This window comes from Pirellulales bacterium (genome assembly GCA_035546535.1).
Classification (GTDB): domain Bacteria; phylum Planctomycetota; class Planctomycetia; order Pirellulales; family JACPPG01; genus JACPPG01.
Map to the genome: position 1 here is coordinate 1 of DASZWQ010000183.1, position 20213 is coordinate 20213.

Annotated in this window: 12 protein-coding genes; 6 read left to right on the plus strand and 6 right to left on the minus strand. The window is 63.1% G+C overall.

Translation table 11 applies throughout. The features are described from left to right. Positions 1-35: 35 nt before the first annotated feature. Positions 36-1466 (minus strand): MFS transporter, encoded by a 1431-nt coding sequence (locus VHD36_21345; GenBank protein ID HVU89890.1) that lies wholly within the window; start codon positions 1464-1466, stop codon positions 36-38. 174 nt (positions 1467-1640) lie between these two features. Between VHD36_21345 and VHD36_21350 the strand changes: the two genes are divergently transcribed. The 4 genes from VHD36_21350 to VHD36_21365 all read left to right on the plus strand — a co-directional run bounded on the left by VHD36_21350 (position 1641) and on the right by VHD36_21365 (position 5396). After that, positions 1641-2915, plus strand: coding sequence for a phenylacetate--CoA ligase family protein (locus VHD36_21350; protein ID HVU89891.1), 1275 nt, complete (start codon positions 1641-1643; stop codon positions 2913-2915). Continuing rightward, entirely contained in the window at positions 2912-3715 is an 804-nt protein-coding gene (locus VHD36_21355; GenBank protein ID HVU89892.1) for a putative hydro-lyase, read from the plus strand. The genes VHD36_21350 and VHD36_21355 overlap by 4 nt, the downstream gene beginning before the upstream one ends. Beyond that, on the plus strand, positions 3703-4974 hold the full coding sequence (locus tag VHD36_21360) for a cysteine desulfurase-like protein (GenBank protein HVU89893.1): 1272 nt from the start codon (positions 3703-3705) through the stop codon (positions 4972-4974). The genes VHD36_21355 and VHD36_21360 overlap by 13 nt, the downstream gene beginning before the upstream one ends. Before the next feature lie 101 nt (positions 4975-5075). Continuing rightward, positions 5076-5396 (plus strand): DUF971 domain-containing protein, encoded by a 321-nt coding sequence (locus VHD36_21365; protein HVU89894.1) that lies wholly within the window; start codon positions 5076-5078, stop codon positions 5394-5396. 113 nt (positions 5397-5509) lie between these two features. Here VHD36_21365 and VHD36_21370 read toward each other — a convergent pair whose 3' ends face one another. From VHD36_21370 to VHD36_21390, 5 genes are all read right to left on the minus strand, one after another. Next, entirely contained in the window at positions 5510-7501 is a 1992-nt protein-coding gene (locus tag VHD36_21370) for a DUF4340 domain-containing protein (protein ID HVU89895.1), read from the minus strand. A gap of 67 nt (positions 7502-7568) precedes the next feature. After that, positions 7569-10265: a Gldg family protein gene (locus VHD36_21375; protein ID HVU89896.1), complete on the minus strand. Its 2697-nt coding sequence runs from the start codon at positions 10263-10265 to the stop codon at positions 7569-7571. A 123-nt stretch (positions 10266-10388) separates the two neighbouring features. Beyond that, positions 10389-11141 (minus strand): ATP-binding cassette domain-containing protein, encoded by a 753-nt coding sequence (locus tag VHD36_21380; protein ID HVU89897.1) that lies wholly within the window; start codon positions 11139-11141, stop codon positions 10389-10391. Positions 11142-11394: 253 nt separating this feature from the next. Next, positions 11395-12999, minus strand: coding sequence for an L-aspartate oxidase (nadB, locus tag VHD36_21385; protein ID HVU89898.1), 1605 nt, complete (start codon positions 12997-12999; stop codon positions 11395-11397). An 81-nt stretch (positions 13000-13080) separates the two neighbouring features. Further along, the gene (locus tag VHD36_21390) at positions 13081-17892 is read right to left on the minus strand and encodes a hypothetical protein (GenBank protein HVU89899.1); all 4812 of its coding nucleotides are present in this window, start codon (positions 17890-17892) and stop codon (positions 13081-13083) included. Positions 17893-18196: 304 nt separating this feature from the next. Between VHD36_21390 and VHD36_21395 the strand changes: the two genes are divergently transcribed. Both VHD36_21395 and VHD36_21400 read left to right on the plus strand, forming a co-directional pair. After that, positions 18197-19744: an altronate dehydratase family protein gene (locus VHD36_21395; GenBank protein ID HVU89900.1), complete on the plus strand. Its 1548-nt coding sequence runs from the start codon at positions 18197-18199 to the stop codon at positions 19742-19744. A gap of 24 nt (positions 19745-19768) precedes the next feature. Beyond that, positions 19769-20167, plus strand: a complete 399-nt coding sequence (locus VHD36_21400; GenBank protein ID HVU89901.1) for a hypothetical protein — start codon at positions 19769-19771, stop codon at positions 20165-20167. The last annotated feature ends 46 nt before the right edge of the window (positions 20168-20213 follow it).

Genomic DNA, 20213 nt, shown 5'->3' on the forward strand with positions numbered 1-20213 from the left:
TGTGTGGCAGAAATGCATCCCCGGTACGGCGACGGCTATTTCGTTTCGTGGGTCTCGGCAAAATCCTGTCCGCCGCGGGCCGCGACAACGATCATCACGATCCCCAGCGCCATGAGCCCGGTCGCCGCCCAATAGGGAAAGTCGTGCCCCCGCGCAAACAGGCTGACGCCGAACACCGGCCCCATGATGCGCGCCAGCGACGTCATGCTTTGCCCCAGGCCGAGGATGCTCCCTTGCTCGCGCGGATCGCTGCGGCGCGAGAGCAACGATTGCAGCGACGGGTTTACGAAGGCAAAACCCACCACCTCCAAGGCCATCGCCTCCAGCAGCAAAGTGAAATCATTCCGCTGTGCCGCCACGGCCAAAAGCACAAAGCCCAGGATCGCCGTCACGGCGCCGCCGGTGGCCATGTTGCCTTCGGTCATCCGGCCTGACAGCCGGCGCACGAGGAAGCCTTGGGCGAGCGTAAGAATGATGCCCAGGTAGGCAAACGTGGCCAGCACGACGAAGAGCGTGAGCTTGTCCGCTTCGCGGTAACCAAGACTTTTGCCGAAGGAGATCAGCCCGCGCAGCGGCGCCGAGCGAGTGGCGGGCATCGCCTCGGTCGCCGCGCCTTCGGGCGGTGCCACGGGAGCCGGCTCCAAAGAGTCTTCGAGTCGTTCGGCAAAATCGCGATCGCGGTCGCTTCCCACCATGTGCTTGATTTGCAAGGAGAGCGTCGATTCGAAATTCGCGAAGGAGAACACGGCCACGAACGAGGCGAGCAGCAAGAGCCCGATCGAGGGGCGCGACAAGGCCGCATGCAAACCGCGCCGATCGAATAAGCTACGCGCGGCGCTTTCGCTGTCGCGCGACAAGGATTCCGGCAGCCGAAAAATCGCCAACAATAGCGCAACGCCCGAGAGCGCCGCTGCCAAAAAGCCGGGCCAGGGGCTCGTCGCCGCCTCGCCGCCGGCCAAGAGCGCCGCGCCCCCCAGCACCGGTCCCACGGTAAAGCCCAAGGCAAACGCGGCGCCGATCAGGGCCATGCCTTTGGCGCGTTCGTGCTTGCCTGTGCAGTCCGCGATAAAGGCCTGGGCCGTCGAGATCGTGGCGCCAGCGATGCCCGCGCCGATACGCGTGATGAACAAGCCCGCCAGGCTGCGCCACGCCGTGGCCAGCCCGAACATGGCGTAGAACAATGTCGAGCCGGCCAGGCCGAGGATCACGATCGGCCGCCGTCCATAGCGATCGCTCAGCCGGCCCCAGATGGGCAGGAACAAAAACTGCATGGCCGAAAAGCTCGACATCAACAAGCCCACGACAATGCCCGTTTGCTGCTCGCTGAAGCCGTGCATCTCGGCGAAGTGCTGCCCATAAATCGGCAAGAGCGGCAGCACCATGCCAAATCCTAACAGGTCGATGAAAACTGTCAGGAAGATGATCAAGAGCGCCGAGCGTCGTGGTGGCGAGGGCGAGGAAGCCATGCGGGGCGCGTTTGCTGGAGTGAGGAATCGTGTCGGCGACGCGCGCCTGCAAGAAGCGCGCTAGCGAGTGTGCAAACTTACCGCATCGCCCCCGCGGCACGCAACCACAGCCGGGCGTTTGGGTTCGGCCGGAGGCTGCTGGTCACTCGTGCCAGGTGCTTCTATGATTTTGACATGCCGATCGCGTCACCCGAAAGTCGCCGCCGCCTGGAATCGCTCGATCCGGCCCAGTTGGCCGCGCATCAGCTCGAGCGCCTGAACGCACTTCTGGCGGAGATCCTGCCGGCGAATGCCTTCTATGCGACCAAACTCGCCTCGGCGACGCTGCCGCTAGTGTCGCTCCACCAACTCAGCGAACTTCCCTACACGTTCAAGGACGAATTGCTCGGGCCGCCGGGGTCGGGGGGATGGGCCGCTAATCTAACCTGGCCGCGCGAACGCTACGTGCGCTATCACCAGACCTCGGGCACGCGCGGCCGGCCGCTGGCCGTGCTCGATACGGCCGATGACTGGCAGTGGTGGATGGATTGCTGGAATCACATCCTCGACGCGGCGGGCGTCACGCATCAGGATGTCGCGTTCTTCGCCTTCTCGTTCGGGCCGTTCGTTGGTTTCTGGAGCGCACACGACGCGGCGCTGGCGCGCGGCTGCCAGGTGGTTCCCGGCGGGGGAATGAATACGCTGGCGCGGCTCGACCTGATGCGCGCCACCGAGGCCACGGTCGTCTTCTGCACGCCCAGCTACGCGCTGCACTTGGCCGAAACGGCACGGCACCGCAACATCGACCTGGGCGCCTTTCCCGTGCGCGTGCTGGTGCTGGCCGGCGAGCCAGGCGGATCCGTTCCGGCCGTGCGCCATCGCATCGAAGACGCCTGGCAAGCCCATGTGTTCGACCATGCCGGCGCCACGGAAATCGGCCCCTGGGGTTTTGCCGACGAAGCGGCGCGCGGGCTATACGTTAATGAGGCCCAATTCCTCGCCGAGTTCCGCCCCCTCGATCACGCCGGGTCCGCGCAAGAGGGTGATCTCGCCGAGTTAGTGCTCACCACGCTCGGCCGCGCCGGCAGCCCCGTCATCCGCTATCGCACAGGCGACCTGGTTCGTCCCACCTGGCCCGACGATCGCGCCACGCGCTTCGTGCTCTTGGAAGGGGGCGTGCTGGGCAGGGTCGACGACATGATGATCATTCGCGGCGTGAATATCTTCGCCAGCGCGCTCGATCAGATTCTGCGCAGCTTTCCCGAGGTCTCGGAGTATCGCGTGACCGCGCGTAAAGGCGGCGAGATGGACCAGTTGTTCGTCGAGATCGAAGATCATCTCGACAAGCCGCAGCGGGTGGCCGAAGAATTACAATTGCGGCTGGGCCTGAAGGTCGAGGTGGCCGTTGTTCCGCTAGGGACGCTGCCGCGGTTCGAAGGCAAAGGGGCGCGAATCTTCGACGAACGATGACCACCACCGCCTCACTAGTTGCCGCTCACCCGCGCGATGTCCGTGCCGCGGCCCGCGCCGGTAGCCTGACCGGTTTCACGGCAGGCCTTGCGCGCGGTTACGTGCAAGCGAACGTGGTCATTCTTCCGGCCCGTGACGCCAACGACTTTGCCGAATTCTGCCGGCTGAACGGCCGCCCCTGTCCGCTATTGGAACAAACCGCGCCGGGCAACTTCGAACCCGCGCGCAGTGCCCCAGGCGCCGACCTGCGCCGCGACGTACCGCGCTACCGGGTGTTTCGCCACGGTCACGCCGAAGAAGGCGAGCCGACCGACGTCGTATCGCTCTGGCGTGACGATTTCGTCGGCTTTCTGTTGGGCTGCTCGTTCACGTTCGAAACGGCACTCCAGGCGGCGGGCCTGCCGGTGCGTCACATTCAAGAGCAGCGCAACGTGCCGATGTATCGCACGTCGATCGATTGTTACCCTGCGGGCAGATTCGCCGGACCAATGGTGGTAAGCATGCGCCCGTATCGCGAGGATCAGATCGACCGCGTGGTCGAGATCACGGGCCGTTATCCGACGATGCACGGCGCGCCAATTCACGTGGGTGATCCGGCCGCTTTGGGGATTACCGATCTATCGCGGCCCGACTTCGGTGATTGCGTAACGATCGCGGACGACGAGCTGCCGGTATTCTGGGCTTGCGGTGTGACGCCGCAACTGGCTTTGCTGGCCGCGGCGCCCGAGATTGCCCTCACCCACAGCCCTGGCTGCATGTTCGTCACGGATTGGAAGGAGGACGAGTTTTGCACGACGTAAGTATCGCCGGTAAGGTTGCCCCGCTGGATGTGGTTGCCTGTCGCAAACAGTTTCCTGCGCTCGCGCGCGAGATCGGCGGGCGATCGGCGGTTTACTTCGACGGGCCGGCCGGCAGCCAGGTGCCGCTGTCGGTCATCGACGCGATTTCTCGATACCTGGTTGAGTGCAACGCCAACCATGGTGGTTTGTTCGCCACGAGTTTGGACAGCGACCGGATGCTGGCCACCGCCCGCGAGGCCGTGGCCGATTTTCTGGGCACCGGCGACCCGAATCTCGTCGCCTTCGGCGCGAATATGACCACGCTCACTTTCGCGCTGAGCCGGGCGCTAGCGCGCACCTGGAAAACGGATGACGAGATTATCGTCACGCGGCTGGATCACGACGCGAACGTCACCCCCTGGGTACTGGCCGCGCGTGACGCCGGCGCCACGGTGCGTCACCTGAGCGTGCGGCCGGACGATTGCACGCTCGACCTCGATGAATTTCGTGCGCTGCTGTCGCCGCGCACGCGGCTGGTCGCGGTGGGCTGCGCCTCGAACGCCGTCGGCACGGTCAATCCCGTGACCGAAATGGTCGAGCTTGCGCACCAGACCGGCGCGCTGGTGTTCCTCGACGCGGTACATTACGCGCCGCATCGGCTGATCGACGTCGACGGCTGGGGATGCGATTTCCTGGCCTGCTCGGCGTATAAGTTTTTTGGCCCGCACGTGGGTGTGCTATGGGGCCGGCGCGAGTTAATGGAAACGCTGCCGGCCTACAAACTACGACCGGCGGGCGATATGCTGCCCGACCGCTGGATGACCGGCACACAAAGCCACGAAGGGATCGCGGGCACACTGGCGGCCGTGGAATACCTGGCCGATCTCGGGCGCAGCGTCGACCCTTCGCGCGCGGCACGCCGGGCCGCGATCACGGCAGCCTTTGCCGCGATCACGACGTACGAAACGCAGCTTGCCGCGCGATTGCTCTCGGGCCTGGCCGAGTTGCCGCGATTTGCAGTGTGGGGCATCCCTGGCACGGCACGGCTTGGCGAGCGCGTGCCAACCGTGGCGATCAAGCACGCGGAACTCACGGCGCGCGACGTGGCAGCGCGATTGGCCGAGCAGGGCATTTTCGTCTGGCACGGTAACTTCTACGCGCTGCCGCTGACCGAGGCGCTCGGACTCGAGCCCGAGGGGGTCGTGCGGATCGGCCTTTTGCATTACAACACGACTGACGAAGTCGACCGGCTGCTGGCCGCATTGGCGGAGCTTGGTTAGCCGGATTCGGGCCCGCGCGAAAAGTAGGGTGCGCTGTGCGCACCAAGATTCGCAAACCGCTCGCGGTGCCCGCAGGGCACCCTACAAGACAAATACGAAACATGCCCGTTCATCCAACGAAACTTTCCTTGCTCGCCGACGGGGCCGTGCGCATCGAGTGGAGCGACGGCGTGACGCGTCGCTACCCGGTCCGCGAGCTGCGCGACGAATGCCCTTGCGCGACGTGCCGTGAACTGCGGGCCGCACCGCCACCGCCCGCGACGTCGCTTACGGTGCTATCACAGGCCGAAACTCAGCCGCTGAAGCTGACGAGCATGAAGCCGGTCGGACATTACGCCTATTCAATCGAATTCAGCGACGGCCACGACTCAGGCATTTACACGTTCGACCTGCTACGCGAAATCGGCGAAGAGACGTCGTGAAGCGCTGAGCGCGAAGTGATGAGTGCTGAGCGGGAGGACTTCCCGATTCAGCCGTCGTCATTCCAAGGTACGCTCCCTCTTTCGTTCAGCACTCCGCACTCATCACTCAGCACTTACTGCGGCGCCCCTTGCGGCAACCCCTGCAAGCCCTTTAGGGCGTCGAGGTTCAACGGACTGTTGCCTTGACCGGCCGGCGCCGCTGCTTCGGTCTTTTTCTTGATGACCTGGTCGCGGCTGATGTGAATCTTCTTGTAGGTGCCGTCCGAGATGACGTAGTACCAGTCGGCAAAGCGCTCGTTGAGCTCCTTTACGCGCTTTTCGCCGTCGGCAATCTTCTTGTTGTATTCGTCTTCCTTGCGCTTGTTGTCTTCCTTGATGCGCTTGACCTCGGCACGCTTGGCCGCCCGGGCTTTTTCCTCGGCCTCGGCCGCAGCGTCAGGATCGACCGGGGCGGCGGGCTTGGCCTCACCGGCGGGGGCCGCGGCTGCCGGCTGGGTGTCAGTTTGCGTTTCGGCCACCGGAGCTGCATTCTCTTGCGACGCCGCCGCCGGAGCTTGGGCGAGTTCGATGGTAGCCGCCGCGTCGTCAGCCACGGCCAAGAGGTTCTCGTCGCCCGGGCCGAAGCGCGAGGAATCGTTCTTCGGCGCTTCCTTGGGTGCTTCGGCCGGCGCAGCTTCTTCCTTCGGCGTCTCGCCGGCAGGTTTCGTTTCTGTTGCGTCGGCCGGCTTGTTCTCGCCTTCGGCTGGCTTCGTTTCGCCGTCGGCTGACTTTACCTCGCCCTCGGCCGGCTTCTCTTCGAATTCTTCGGCCCCCTCGGGCAGCGGTTGCAACTCGGGCTTCGGAATCAAGTCCTGGCGGAACTGCGCGGTGACCATGATATAACGGTCGACGCCTTTGTCCTTGCCGTCCTTGCTGCTCCCGTCCTTATCCTTCTCATCGGCCTTGGCGGCGTCTTCCGCTTCGCCTTCTTTCTTGCCTTCGGCATCGCCGTCTTTCTTCTCGGCGCTCTTGTCGTCGTCGTCCTCGTCCGTGCTTTGGCCGGCGATCTCGCCGAACCGCAAGATGTACTCGACGCCGTCGTTCAGGCCGCAACGAACTTCGCCTTCGTTCGAGAACAACGCGAAACCACCCTCGACTGGCGCCAAGTAAAAGCCCCGCTGCTGCAGGGCCTGGCGCGTGGCGCGATCGGCCACGAGTTCTTCGCCCGCTTTGAGATCCTTGCTGAGACCAGCCGGCTTGTGCCGGACGTCGACGATCTTCAGATCGTCAAGCGCGGTTTTCAAGTCGTTCAGCTTCTGCGTATCAAGCTCTTCGTCTTCCTTGAGCGTCACTTCTTCCCACTTGCCCGTGGCGGGATCCGTCGCTTCCATCTTTTCCAGCGTCCACTTCGAATCCTTGTTGTTGAAATCGACGATCGTCAGGCCGCGCTGGATGAGCCGTTGATTCAATTCGTCGACGCTGTGGTCATCCATCACGACCTGCTTGACGTCGAAGGCGTTCAACTTCAGCAAGTCTTCCTCGATCCAGTTCTGGAACTTGGTCGACAGCTTGTCGGTTTTGACCACCGCGCGGTAAATGCGGTCCTGGCCCGGCACGCGCACATAGTGCAATTCGGGCCGATCGGGATCCTTCTTGCCGATGATGATCTGGGCCAGCAGGTTGCCATTCTTGTCTTCGAGTGTGACGCGCTTGCCCACGCCCGCGGCGCCGGCTTCCAGCTTGCTCGCGTCCGGATCGACAACGCCGTAGGTTTCCTGATCCTTGGGCGATTCGGAAACCATCGACAGCTTTTCCAAGCCCATGACGGCCACCGCGGCCTGTTCGAGCTGGTTTTTGGCGTCGGCCGGGTAGCCTTCGTGCGAGGGGATCGACCACACGCCGTTCACCTGGGCCACCTTGAAGGGGCGCAGTCCGCCCGACGCCTCGTCGTACTCCACAACCTCGAGGCTCGTCGCAGCAAGCGGATCCTTGAAATCGGGGAAGAATTCCTGACCGATGTCGTCCTGCCGCTCGATCGAGGCGGGGGCCGGTCGCAGCATCCACGCCGCCAACAAGAGCACCACGGCCGAAGCCACGAACGTGAGTGTTTTATTGTTTTCGCTCATGATTGGTAATAGTAAGCAGTAGGCGGTAGGCAGTAGCCAATAAAGAAAGAAGGAGGAAGCAGAATCTCTATGTGCGTAGGCGGCTGCGGGCGACGCCTTCGCGTTCTTTCGCGCGACGGTTGAAGAACACGGCCAGTCCGAACAATAGCGGCAGAATCGGCGGCAGAATCACGGCCCACAGCTTGTACCAGTCCTGAACCGAACGGACTTGCCGCGCCAGGTCCTTATCGATGCTGGCGATCTCGGCATCGCGCTTTTTCTTGAGGTCCGCCGTATCGCGATCCAGCTTCGCCTGGCCGGCGGCCTGGGCCATCGCTACTTGCTGCAGCATGGATTTTGTGTCGCCCCCCTGCTTCTTCAACTCCTCGACCTTGTCGCTGAGGGCCTGCTGCGCCTTGGCGATCGCCTGGTCGTATTCCTCGTTGAACTTTTTCCGCTTTTGAATGCTCGCTTCGCGCGCCGAATCCATACGGTCTTCGATGCGCGAGAGCACGCGATGCTGCGGGCGGCGCTTGCGAATCTCGATGAAGCGGTCATCGCCCGCCAGCTCGTCGAGCGTGTTCAAGACGAAGGTTACGTCATCGGCATTCAGATTCAATTCGCGGTCAGGATCGTTCCCCTGGGCCCGCAGCTCGAAAAAGTCGCGGTACAAAGGATCGATATCCGCCACCAGCACGACGTTGATCTCTGGCACTTTCGCCGCTGCATCCTTGTCGGCCCCGTCGGCCTGCGGCGGCGCGTTGGGTTTTCCATGAATGCGGGCCGCGATCGTGTATTCCTGTCCGGTGCCGATCCAGCGGCGGTTGGGATTCAATCCGCCGCCCGAGCCAAAGAAGGCCGGCATGAGGATCTGATCATAGGCCACGGTGCCGGTCTTGGTGCCGGTCTTGACCAGCTCCTCGAATTCCAACGGCGAGGCGTTCAGCTTCTGCACGTAGCCCGGGAAGGCAAACAAGAGCATTTGCAGGCCCGAGGTAATTGCGTCCTGTTGATCGAAAACGCGATTGGCGTCCAAACCAGTGTCGACGAATACGAACTCGATCGGAAACTCGAGGAACTTCTTGAAGGGGTTGTAGTCCTGCCATACGACCTGCGCGGCCGAGAAATCGACCCCCAGCAGGTCCCACAGCGGTTGAATATTTCCCTTCGGCATCGGCCGCTGCTGCATGCCCATCATGCCGCCGGCCGGCTGCTTCTCGGCGCTGGTGGCCGGCACGCCGTGGGCCAACAGAGGAAAGGGATCTTCGAAGATCGCCGTGGGCTGACCGCGCCGCACGACGTCGATGAAATTGTTCATCTGCTCCTGCCCTAACGACGAAGGCTGCACGGCCAGAAGCGCATCGTACGTTTCGTTGATCGGCGCGTCGGCGCTGACCTGCACCACGTCGTATTGCTTCTTCAATTCCTCGATCAGCGGTTCTTCGGGCGTGGGACGGAACGTCTGCTGATCGAAACCGCCGAAGAGCTTGGCGTCGGTTGTCAATACACCGATCCGCTTGCGCTTCTGCTGGCTGACGGTACACACCGAACGGGCCAGCTCGTATTCGACCGGGATGCCGCGATTGACGAACGGAATCACCACCTTGTTCAAGCCCGACGTGCATGCCAGGCCCAGATAAATCTCGTCTTCGGTAATAGCGCCTCGAGCCCGCGAGAGCACGCGCCGGCCGACGATACCGAACTGCTGCTCGGCGCGGTCGGCGTTTTCGCTCAACGGCTCGGTGTCATGGATGTTGACGATGATCTTGCTGCGGTTGGCGGCCTCGAACTCGCGCAGGGCGGACAACAGGTTCAAGCGCGTCTCGACGTACGACTCGGGCACCGTGGGACTGATGTAAGCGTCGATCTGCACGGGATGCTTGGGATCGAGATCCTTGATCAAGGCGCGGGTCTTGGGCGACAGGCTGCTGAGCTCCTCGCTGCTGATATCCAAACGGCGATCGAAGCGCTGGCTGATCAGCACAATACCAGCGGCGGCCAAAACGAGCGACACGGCGCGCACGAAGTAATGACCGCTCATCGACTTACCGTCCTTGCCCCCCTGCCAGTGGCGGCGGCCGATCAAGAGCATGCTCAGGTAGAGCATCGCCACGACGATCAGCAGGAAGAAGCCGACGCTCGACAGACTGATCACGCCGCGGCCGAAATCGCGAAATTGGCTCGCCAGGCTCCAACCCTTTACCGCTTGCGCCAACTTCGGCGGCATGATGACTTCGGCCGACGAGGCAAAGGCCAAGGGTGCATTGAAGAGCGCGCCCAAAACGAAGCCCACTGTCAGGTTGCCGGTCAAGAAACTGGCCACCATACCGACGGCCAGCATTGCCAGTCCCACGAACCAATAACCGACGTAAGTGGCAGTGAAAAGCCCCAGGTCGGGCGATCCAAGTCGGGCCAGCACCACGAAATTGCAGAACAGCGAAAAGAGCAAGGCCACGGAGAAAATCGCCACCGACGCCAGGTACTTGCCCAGCACCACGTCCAGGTCGTTGGCCGGGATGGTCAGCAGCAGCTCATCGGTCCCCTGCCGCCGCTCCTCGGCCCAGATGCTCATCGTGATGGCCGGAATGAAGACCAGCAGGATGTAAGGCAGGTATTTATTTAGTTGATCGAGGTTCGCCAGGTTCGAGTTGAAGAACTCGTTCGGCCAAAAGGCCGCGAACGAGCTCAACAGCACGTAAACGCAGATGAACACATAACCCGTCGGGTTAGCGAAGTAACTGAAAAAATTCCGCCGAAAAATGGCGCTGATGACGTTGAGATTCATGGGCAGTGCAAACCACGAAAAAGTTTTGCGATCGCTCCGAAGCTGGCGGAGCACGGGATTCGAGTTCTCAGGCAACCGGCCGTCGCCATGACCACCAACCGGGCCGACGCGCCGGCCGTACCGTTACGCTTCGCTTGTGGTCAACTCATGGAAATGTTCGTCGAGCGGCTTGCCGTCGCTCGTCAGGTCGGCGGGGGTTCCGTCGTAGCGGAGCCGTCCCTCGTCGATGAACAGCACCCGGCTGCACATCGCGTCGACCTCTTGAAGAATGTGTGTCGATAGCAGGATCGTCTTGTTCTCGCCCAGCCGGCGGATTGTTTCGCGCACTTCGCGAATCTGGTTCGGATCGAGACCGGCCGTGGGCTCGTCGAGGATCAGCACGTCCGGCTCGTGCAACAGCACCTGGGCCATGCCCACGCGTTGCCGGTACCCCTTGGATAGCTTGCCGATGGCCTTCCCGATCACGGCACCCAGGGCACATTGATCGATGACAGCCGCGATGCGCTCGCGCTTATGCGCGGCGCTTAGACCGCGCGCATCGGCGAAAAACTCCAGGAGCGTCCGGGGAGTCATGTCCGGGTACAGCGGGCCGTTCTCCGGCAAATACCCCAGACGTGCCGCACCGGCCAACCGATCGGTCGCCATATCGTGTCCGGCGATCCGGGCCGAGCCGGCCGAAGGGGCCAGGTATCCGGTGAGCAGCTTCATGGTCGTGCTTTTGCCGGCCCCATTGGGACCCAGAAAAGCCACGACCTCGCCCTGATGGATTTTGAAAGTGACGTCGCGGGTGGCGGCGAAATCGCCGTAGAACTTGGACAGCCCCAGGGCCTCGATCATGGCCGGGCCTGGCTGCCCTTTCGTGGGCGATTGACTCATTATCAAGTTTCTCCCTGCCAACAGGTTACGAAACAAGTTCGGCGGCCGCAGCCTGGGCCCGCCGGAAACCGGCCATTCCTCGGCCGGCGGACCCCCTCCGCGAGGGTCGCTAAAGAAGTTAATGCCCCCCTACTCCTGTGTCCATACCTACGGGCGCCGCGTGGCGACGGTTCGCCGGCACGAGCACGCTCGGTGGCACCAGAAGAGTAGCTCGCGAAGCGCGGCCGCGCCCGGGCGCGGGCGGCTTGTAACGCTACTGTCGGCGGAAGGATATGTGCCGACGCCAACGCTCGTTGTCGGTCTTAGGAAAGTCCGTGCGCAGGTGTACGCCCCGGCTTTCGTCGCGCGCTAGTGCCGCCCCGGTCATCAACCGCGCCACGCACAGCATGTTCTGCAATTGCCAGCCCGACGGATCGGCAAATTGCCGGTTCAGGACGTAGCCGCACCAGCGATCGATCATCTGGGCGGCCTCGGCCAGCCCGGTGCGATCGCGGCGGACGCCGACCTCGCGCCACATCAGGCTCTTCAGCGAATTGCGAATGTCGGCCAGGTCCAACGGTTCTCCCACGTCGGACACCGCGGCATTCGCCAGCGGCACTGCGCGGTAGTCATCTCCAATCGCCGCGGCGGCGCGCGAAGCGCCTTCGCCGGCATGGGCACCATAGACAAGCCCTTCGAGCAGGCTGTTCGATGCCAGGCGATTCGCGCCGTGCAGGCCGCTCGACGTGACCTCGCCGGCAGCCCACAGGCCGGGCAGGGTGGTGCGGCCTTCGTGATCGACCGTCACACCGCCGATCATGTAGTGCGCACCAGGGCGCACCGGAATCGGATCGCGCGTAATGTCGATGCCGAACTCGGCACACACCGCGGCGATACCGGGAAAGCGCGTTCGCACTCGTTTTGGGTCGAGATGCGACAGATCCAGATAAACATTCGGATGCCGCGTCTTTTCCATCTGCGTCACGATCGCGCGGCTCACCACGTCGCGCGGCGCGAGCTCGACCCGATCGTCGTACTCGGGCATGAACCGGACGCCGTTGCGATCGACCAACAGCGCGCCTTCGCCGCGCATGGCTTCGGTAATCAGGTTGCGGCTGCTGCCGGCGATGTACAGGACCGTGGGATGGAATTGCATGAATTCCATGTCGCGCAGCTCGGCCCCGGCGCGATAAGCCAAGGCATGGCCGTCGCCCGTGGCGACTTCGGGATTCGTGGTCTCGCGATAGACCTGTCCTGCGCCGCCGGTGGCCAGGATCGTCTGCTTGGCCCACACCAACGTCTTGCCGTGCGATTCGTTCCACACGAGCGCCCCGCGGCACGCGCCGTCGCTGGTCAAGAGATCGAGCGTGCAGGTGTTCTGCCAGGTTTCGAGATTCGGAAGGCTGTTTACGCGTTCGATCACGGCGCGCATCACTTCGCGCCCTGTCGCGTCGCCCAGCGCATGTACGATGCGATCGTGGCTGTGGCCTCCTTCGCGTCCGAGGGCCAGGGCACCCGATTCCTCGTCGAACTTTGCACCCCAGGCGATCAGCTCGTGAATTCGCTCGGGCGCTTCGCGCACCACCATCTCGACGACGCCTTCATCGCACAGGTCGCCGCCGGCACGCAAAGTATCCGCCACGTGATTCTCGAACCGGTCCTCCGGATCCAAGACGCCGGCGATACCCCCTTGCGCGTAATTACTGTTCGACTGCCGGATGCTGTCCTTGGTGATCACCAGCACGCTCAGCCGCGGATCGGCCGCCAACGCCGCGCGCAAACCGGCCAGACCACCACCGATGATCAGCAAGTCGGTAAAGTGGTGCGGCACCCGCTTGGGGTGAAAAGGCACCAGGTAACGGGGCGTGGGATCAGCCATCGCGAAGCCGACAGAATTCTTGAAAGCGACGATTGCTCGGCCGAAGGGGAGGGCTCGTCGACATGACAAGCCTGCAACTACCTACTTCCCGTCGGGCCGCGCGCCCTTGGCCGTTCCGGTAGTATACGCCCTGTATTGATCGGCGTATTCGGGGGGCGGTTCGCTACGGCGTGACTCGCGCACGCTGGGCGAGCGGGCCTCGTGCGTCTGGCCTCCCTTGAGCGTCGTCCCCCGCGGACGCAGCCCCAGGCTCTTCATCTTCTCTTCCATGTTCTTGCGCGTGGCCGGGTCGGCGCTATCGGCCTGCTTCTTGAAGCGCTCCCATTGATCGACGAAGCGGCGCATGTCGTCGGGCGTCCACTTGAGCTCATCAAGCAACTTCTGGTCTGGCTTGCCCTTGGCCAGTTGATCCTTGAGATACTCGATCGCCAGGTCCGTGGCTTTCTTCGTGTATTCGAGGTTCGCTTCGTCCTCGCCGGTTTCGGGACGTGCTGGCGGCGGGCCGGTCGGTTCCTCGGCGTCGGGCCCGGCCAGACCGCCACCACCCGTCGGGCGACCGGCGCCTGGCGTCTGATTGTTTCTCTGGCCGGCGCCGCCATCGCGCGATGCCTGGCCCCCCGGCTGCTGGCCGCTGCCGTCTTGGTTGGATGATTGGTGCGAGCCCTGCCCCTTTTGGCCGCTCGAGGCGCCGTTGTTGGCACCCTGGTCTTGTTGTTGGTTGCCGCCGCTGTTGGAGGTTTCACCCTTACCCTGCTGGTCGGCCTTGCCGCCTCCTTCGTCGGCGCCGGTGTTCTGACCGGCGGAACCCTTGCCAGGGCTGTCGCTGCGCTGTCCGCCCCCTTTACCACCGCCGCCGTCTTGTTCTCCCTTTTGCCCCTTGCTGCTGTCGGATTGCTGCTGACTCTGCGAAGGCGCGTCGGGATCTTGCTGCGAAGATTTCTCCGGCGGTTCTCCCTTGCCCGGCGTCTTGTCGCGTGGCCGGTGGGCGCTATCCTCCATCGGCGAGGGAGGACTTTTTTGGTCGTCGCTGCCGTGGCCGCCGCCGGCGTCGCCTTGCGTGTTGTCGTCGCCGCTACCGCCTTGTTGATCCTGCTGCTTTTGGTTGTTGCCGGACTGTTGCTTTTGTTGCTCATCTTCGGGGCCCCGGCCGGCGCCCCCCTGCCCTTGCTTCGCGTTTGGCTTGTTGCCGGGTTGCTGCGAAGCGTTTTGTTCGTCGCCCGTCTGTTGCTGGTCCAAGGGTTGCTTACCCTGTTGAGACTGCTTCTTGTCGGGCGCGCCGCTACCGTTCGGCTGGCCCGATGGATCTTGTTTGTCGGTCGGCGCCTTGCCTTGCTGCTGATTGCCGGAGGCACCTTGCTTTCCGTCGGGCTTCTGCTGTTGCGATTGCTTGCCGGCGCCTTGTTGACCGTTCTTGCCGTCCTGGTTGCCGCTTTGCTCGTTCTCTTCGTGATCTTGCTTTTGCTGCCCGCCCGCTGCGCCTGACTTCTCGGGTTGGCCTTGCTTTGGATTCTTGTTGCCGTCGGGCGATCCACCCTGCCCGTTCGCCTTTTGCTGCTGGTCCTGCTCACCAGGCGCGTTCTGATCACCGGCCGCGTTCGGGTCACGGTTCTGATCCGGCTTGCCCTGGGCGCCCTGCCCTTTTTGTCCTTGCTGCTTCAGGCCGTTTTGCTTTTGGTCGGGCTGTCCTTCCTGATCCCCCTGCTGTCGATCGTCTATGCCCGGCTGCGTTTGATCCTGTTGTTGTTGCGCACCGCGCTTTCCGGCTGACTTCTTGTTTTGATCGTTGGCGCCCTGCTGCTTGGGATCGCCCCCGTTCTCATCACCGGCTTGTTGCTGGTCGGCTCCGGATCGCTTTTCGCCATTCTTTGGTTGTTGCCCGGTTTGCTGATTGCCGCCGCGGTTTTGATTCTTGCCCTGCTGCGCGCCCTTGCCCTGTTCGGCGCCGCCTTGCTGGTTGGCGCCGCCCTGCTGGTTGGCGCCGTTCTGCTGATTTTCGCCCTGCCCTTGTTGTTCCTGCGGCTGACCCGGCTGATTCCGGCCCGCATTATTGGATCGTTGATTCTTCTGCCCCCGGTTGTTGCTGCCCGGCTGGTTTTGCGCGTTCTGCGCATCGCTGCCCTGCTGCTCCTGGCCGCTCTGCTCACCGCCGGACTGGTCTTGCGCGCCTTGCTGGCCGGTGCCTTGCTGGCCTTTGCCGTTTTGTTGTCCTTTGCCGCGTTGCTGGCCGCCGGACTGATTCTGATTTTGCGAGCCGCCTTGCTGACCGCCGTTCTGTTGTCCAGCGTTTTGTTGGCTGCCGCTTTGCTGATTGCCACCACCTTGCTGTTGCTGTCCGCCGCCCTGTTGGCCGCCCCCTTGGTTGCCTTGTCCGCCTCCTGACTCATTCCCTTGTTGGCCGCCGCTGGGATCCTGCTGCTCGTTTTGACCCTGGTTGTTCTGTCCCTGATTGCCCTGGGTCTGATCCTGTCCCTGGCCTTGTTTTTTCTGGTTGCCCCCCTGCCCTGGCTGCTGTTGATCTCCTTGCTGGCCGCCGCCTTGTTGCTGGTTCTGTTGATCTTGGTTGTCTTGCGCTTCGCCTTGTTGCCCTTGGTTCAGCTGATCTTGATTCCCTTGCGGCTGGTTCTGCTGCTGATCGGGTTGCTGGTCTTGAGGGTTCTGCTGCTGGTCGTTTTTCTTTCGATCCGGCTTGCGCTGATCCTGCTTCTTCTGCGGCTGCTTGTTCTGCGCGTCTTGCTTTTGGTTGTTTTGATCGGCGCGAGGGACATCCTGGTCCGGCTTGTTCTGCCTCTTCTGTTGCTCCTCGCGCATGCGGTTCTGGATTTTGTCGAACGCCGTGCCCGGATCGGCATCCGGGTCGACGCGACGATCTTCGGGCGCTTCGGGCGGCCGCTTGCCTTGTTTGTTGTTCGGCTCTTCGGTCCCCTTGTTCTTTTGCGGCGCGGACTCTCGGTCCTGCTCGTTCGCGCCAGGGCGTTCCGGATCGCGCTCTCCACTCGGGCGACGCTCGTCCTGCGGTTGTCGCTCGTCGGGCCGGCGCTCGGCCGCGGCGTTATCGCCCGCCCGGCGGTTCTGCGGATCGCGGGGCGTCTGGTCCTCGGGCTTGCCACGGCGATTCTCGCGCTCGCGAGGATCGTCTTTGTCGGCCGGGTTGTCGCGCTTCTCACGGTTCGGGTCGTTCTGATCGCCCCCGGGCGGCCGGCGATTGTCGGGATTCTGCTGTGCCGAAGGAGATTGTCCCGGTTTCTGCTCGTCGCGCGCCTGCGGTGGCCGCTCGGGCTTGGGCGTCGCGATGCGCAGCGCGTAATGCGGCGTCTCGACGCGGTTTGGCTCGGGATGTTTGTTGTCGACCGCTTCGGCCCAGTACATCACCGTATCGCCCGGCGATAGCTTGACCTTCTTCGTGTCGAACAGGAACGAAGCGCTGAACGGTCCCGCCTGGGGCGCTGGCAAGAGCGGGTGCTCGACCCTTTGCCCCATTTTCTCGGCCACCAGCGTCACGCCGGCGAGCTTGAAATCCGGATCCATGGCCGATACGGCCATTTTCAAAACTTCGCCCGGCGCCAGCGTGATCTCGGTCGATTGCGTCACCTCGGGCTCGGTGAACCGGATATCCGGCGGCAGATCGGCCGTGACTTCGATCTTGTAGCGGATCGGCTTGGGATTCTCCGCGCCGTCGGCGTTCACGAAGTGCAACTGATAGCTGGCGTATTCGGCCTCGGTGGTCCCTTTGCGCAACTGCAGCGGAAACGTGATCGACGCCTGCCGGTCGTGAACTTGCATCGGCAAGTCACGGGTGCCGTCGCATTCAAAATCGACAAACGCCGACGAAATCGTGTCGTTGGCCGACGCCTCGATCGTGACCCGCGTTCCCTCCAAGCCCGCCAGGTCCCCCTGGCGTTCGACCGTGCGGCGGGTCATTTCGGTGTAGGCCGGATAGTCGTACGTCACGCGATCAACGACGATCGACGGCGTTTGCAGCATGCGCACGTGGAAGCGGCGGCTCGTGGCATCGCCGGCCTTGACCCAATAGTCGAGATCCTGCTGCAAGCCGCCGGCCGATGGGGGCAGTTCTCCGGTGAACGTGAAGCCGTCGCCGTTCATCGGCACGGCCTGATCGACCATCTGGCCGTCGGCGGTTGAGTAGTAGAGCGTGACTTCTTCGCCTGACCGCAGCCCGTTGACGGTGGTCGAGACTTTGACGAAGCCCTCGCGGAATATCTTAGTGCTACCGGGGTCGACCGAAGTAATCTCGACACGCGTCGGCGAAGGAATATCGGCCCAAGGCGCAATCACGCGCTCGAACGAGCGGAGCGGATCTTTCGGCGATGCCACCTTATAGATCGCGCACAGGGCGACCACGCCCAACAGGACCCAGGCGAGGATCACGAGCTTCGTCCGATCGACGGCATGCTCGATCGTGACCTGCGACAACCGCGTAGCGGCCTGCTGCTCGATCGCGGACATTACGCCCGGCGCGACCTTTTCGCCCCGTTCGCGCAGGAGCAAAAAGTTCACCAGGCTGTTTTTCAATGTCGGCCGGCTCTCTTCGATGGCATGCGCGGCGTAGACGGGATTGATCCGCCGGAACACAAGCGGCACCAGGATATAGCCGGTCCAGACGACCGAGGCCGTCAGGCAGATAGCCCAGGCGAGCGTTCGGCCCGTGTAACCGAGCCCGCCGGTAAACAGCCAATGGTCAACGAGCGCGGCCGCCATCAGATAGCCGAGCACGCCGGCCAATAGAACGAGGATGGCGCTGGCCAGGTCGACGGCGCGAACCTGGCGCCGCGTCTTCCGTAATTGCTTGTCGATGTACTTGTCGTAGTCGACGTGGCGGACGGTCGTCCGCGTGGCCGGTTCGCGTGCCTCGGGCGTTCCTGATACTGTCGCCATCGACTCTCTTCCCGAATCGGTCGCCGCCGCCGAAAATCGCTTGCCGGACTTCTCGACCGCGCTCCTCTATTCGCTTGGGGGCGCCGACGGACGCATTTTCGACGGTCGGCCGCCATCGCCATCATATCACTTCACTCTTCATTATAGACGTCGGTACGGCGGAAATGATTCCCACGGAATTGCCGGGATTGGGCCTTTCCTGACCGAAAAGCTGGCCCAGATTGCGACATCGTAACCCCACCGATAAGCTGACTTTCCGAGGCCGCTTCTCCCCTGCCTTACCCCACCCTAGGATGCCCACCCTATGGCCACTGCCGCCGCGACGGTCGACGTAATCCTGATGCACCGCGACGACAACGTATGCATCGCCGCACGCGACCTGGAGCAAGGAACCGAGGTTACGGCCGGCCCCACGACCGTAACGCTGACCGGTCGGGTGCGACTGGGGCATAAAATCGCGCTTGCAGCGATTCGCAAGGGCGAGCGGGTGATCCGCTACGGCCAAACCATCGGTTTTGCCACGACCGACATCGACCCGGGCGATTGGGTACACGTTCACAACTTGACGGCCGGTGAATTTGCCCGCGACTACGCGTACGCCAGCGAGATTCCGCCCGAGCCCGCCGCGATCGAGGGACGCACGTTCCAGGGCTACCGCCGCGCCGACGGCCGGGTGGGCACGCGCAATTATCTGGCCGTGATCTCGACCGTGAATTGCTCAGCGTCGGTCAGCAAGTACATCGCCCAGCGGTTCGATCGCGAACTGCTGGCCCGCTATCCGAACGTCGATGGCATTCTGCCGCTGACGCACAAAGGAGGCTGCGGGCTGCAATACGGCGGCGAAGATCACGAGCAACTGAACCGCGTCCTGGCCGGTTTTGCCAAACACCCAAACATTGGCGGCTACCTGCTGATCGGGCTGGGGTGCGAGACGGGCGCCATGTCGTACCTGGTCGAAAACGGCGGACTGGTGCAACTGGGTGCGCAGCCGCGCAAGCTGCCGCCGATTTTCAACCTGCAGGATTGCGGCGGCACGACCAAAACTTTGGAAGCGGCGCAGCGGCAGATCGCCGCCATGTTGCCGCAGGTGAACGACATTCGCCGGCAATCGATTCCGGCCAGCGAAATCATCCTGGGCATGAACTGCGGCGGATCAGACGGCAACTCGGGCATCACGGCCAATCCGGCACTCGGCGCCGCCAGCGACATGATCGTCGGAGCTGGCGGAACGTCGATCCTCACCGAAACGCCGGAGGTGTACGGTGCCGAGCATTTGCTCACACGGCGCGCCCGGACCCGCGCGATCGGCGAAAAACTGGTCGAGCGTATCCACTGGTGGGAGCGATACACCGGCGCGTTCGGCGCCAAACTCGACAACAACCCTTCCCCGGGCAACAAGGACGGCGGGCTGACCACGATCTACGAAAAATCGCTCGGCGCCACGGCCAAGGGGGGCGTCGCGCCACTGTCGGGCGTGTTTCTCTACGGCGAGCCAATCACGACGCGCGGGTTCGTGTTCATGGATTCGCCCGGCTACGACCCGGCCAGCGTTACGGGCCTGGTGGCGAGCGGGGCGAACGTGGTGTGTTTCACCACCGGCCGCGGCAGTTGCTATGGCTGCAAGCCGACCCCATCGATCAAGATCGCCACGAACACGCCGATGTACGAGCGGATGATCGACGATATGGATATCGACGCCGGCCGCATCTTGTCAGGCACGCCGGTCGAGGAAGTCGGCCGCGAGATTTTCGACTTCATCCTGGAAGTGGCCAGCGGCCGCAAGACGAAGAGCGAGCAGCACGGCATCGGCGAGGAAGAGTTTGTGCCGTGGAGCATCGGGCCGACGCTGTAGGAAATGATGAACGATGAGTGATGAATGATGAACGGCAAACCGGGTGAGCAAGTTAGCAAGACCGGAATGCGATTCGGGCTTCGTTCGCTCTTTGCCGTCATCACTCTCGTCGCTCTAGAAGCAGCGGTTGTCGCGGCAGTGCGGCGCGATGCCGGTTATCGCGAGTGGGTGATCGGCTTCAGTTTTCTTTTACTCTCGGTCACGATCTTGTACGTATGGGCAAGGCTTATCTCGCGACGGCAGGACGTGGCGGCACTGGTTCTCCTAACGGGCGTGTTTCCTTTCCTCTTGGCGGTTTTTGCCTGCCTGTTGTTTTTCTTGACGGCATCTGAGTTCGAGTTTCGCAGTTTAGGCCGCCAGAGCGGCCGTGTTTTCCAGGAGGTCGAGGACTTTTCGGCTACCTTGGCCGCCGAGTCCCCATGAGGAAACTTGTTCGCGGAGGCTGCATCGTCGCAAGGTGCCCAGCATA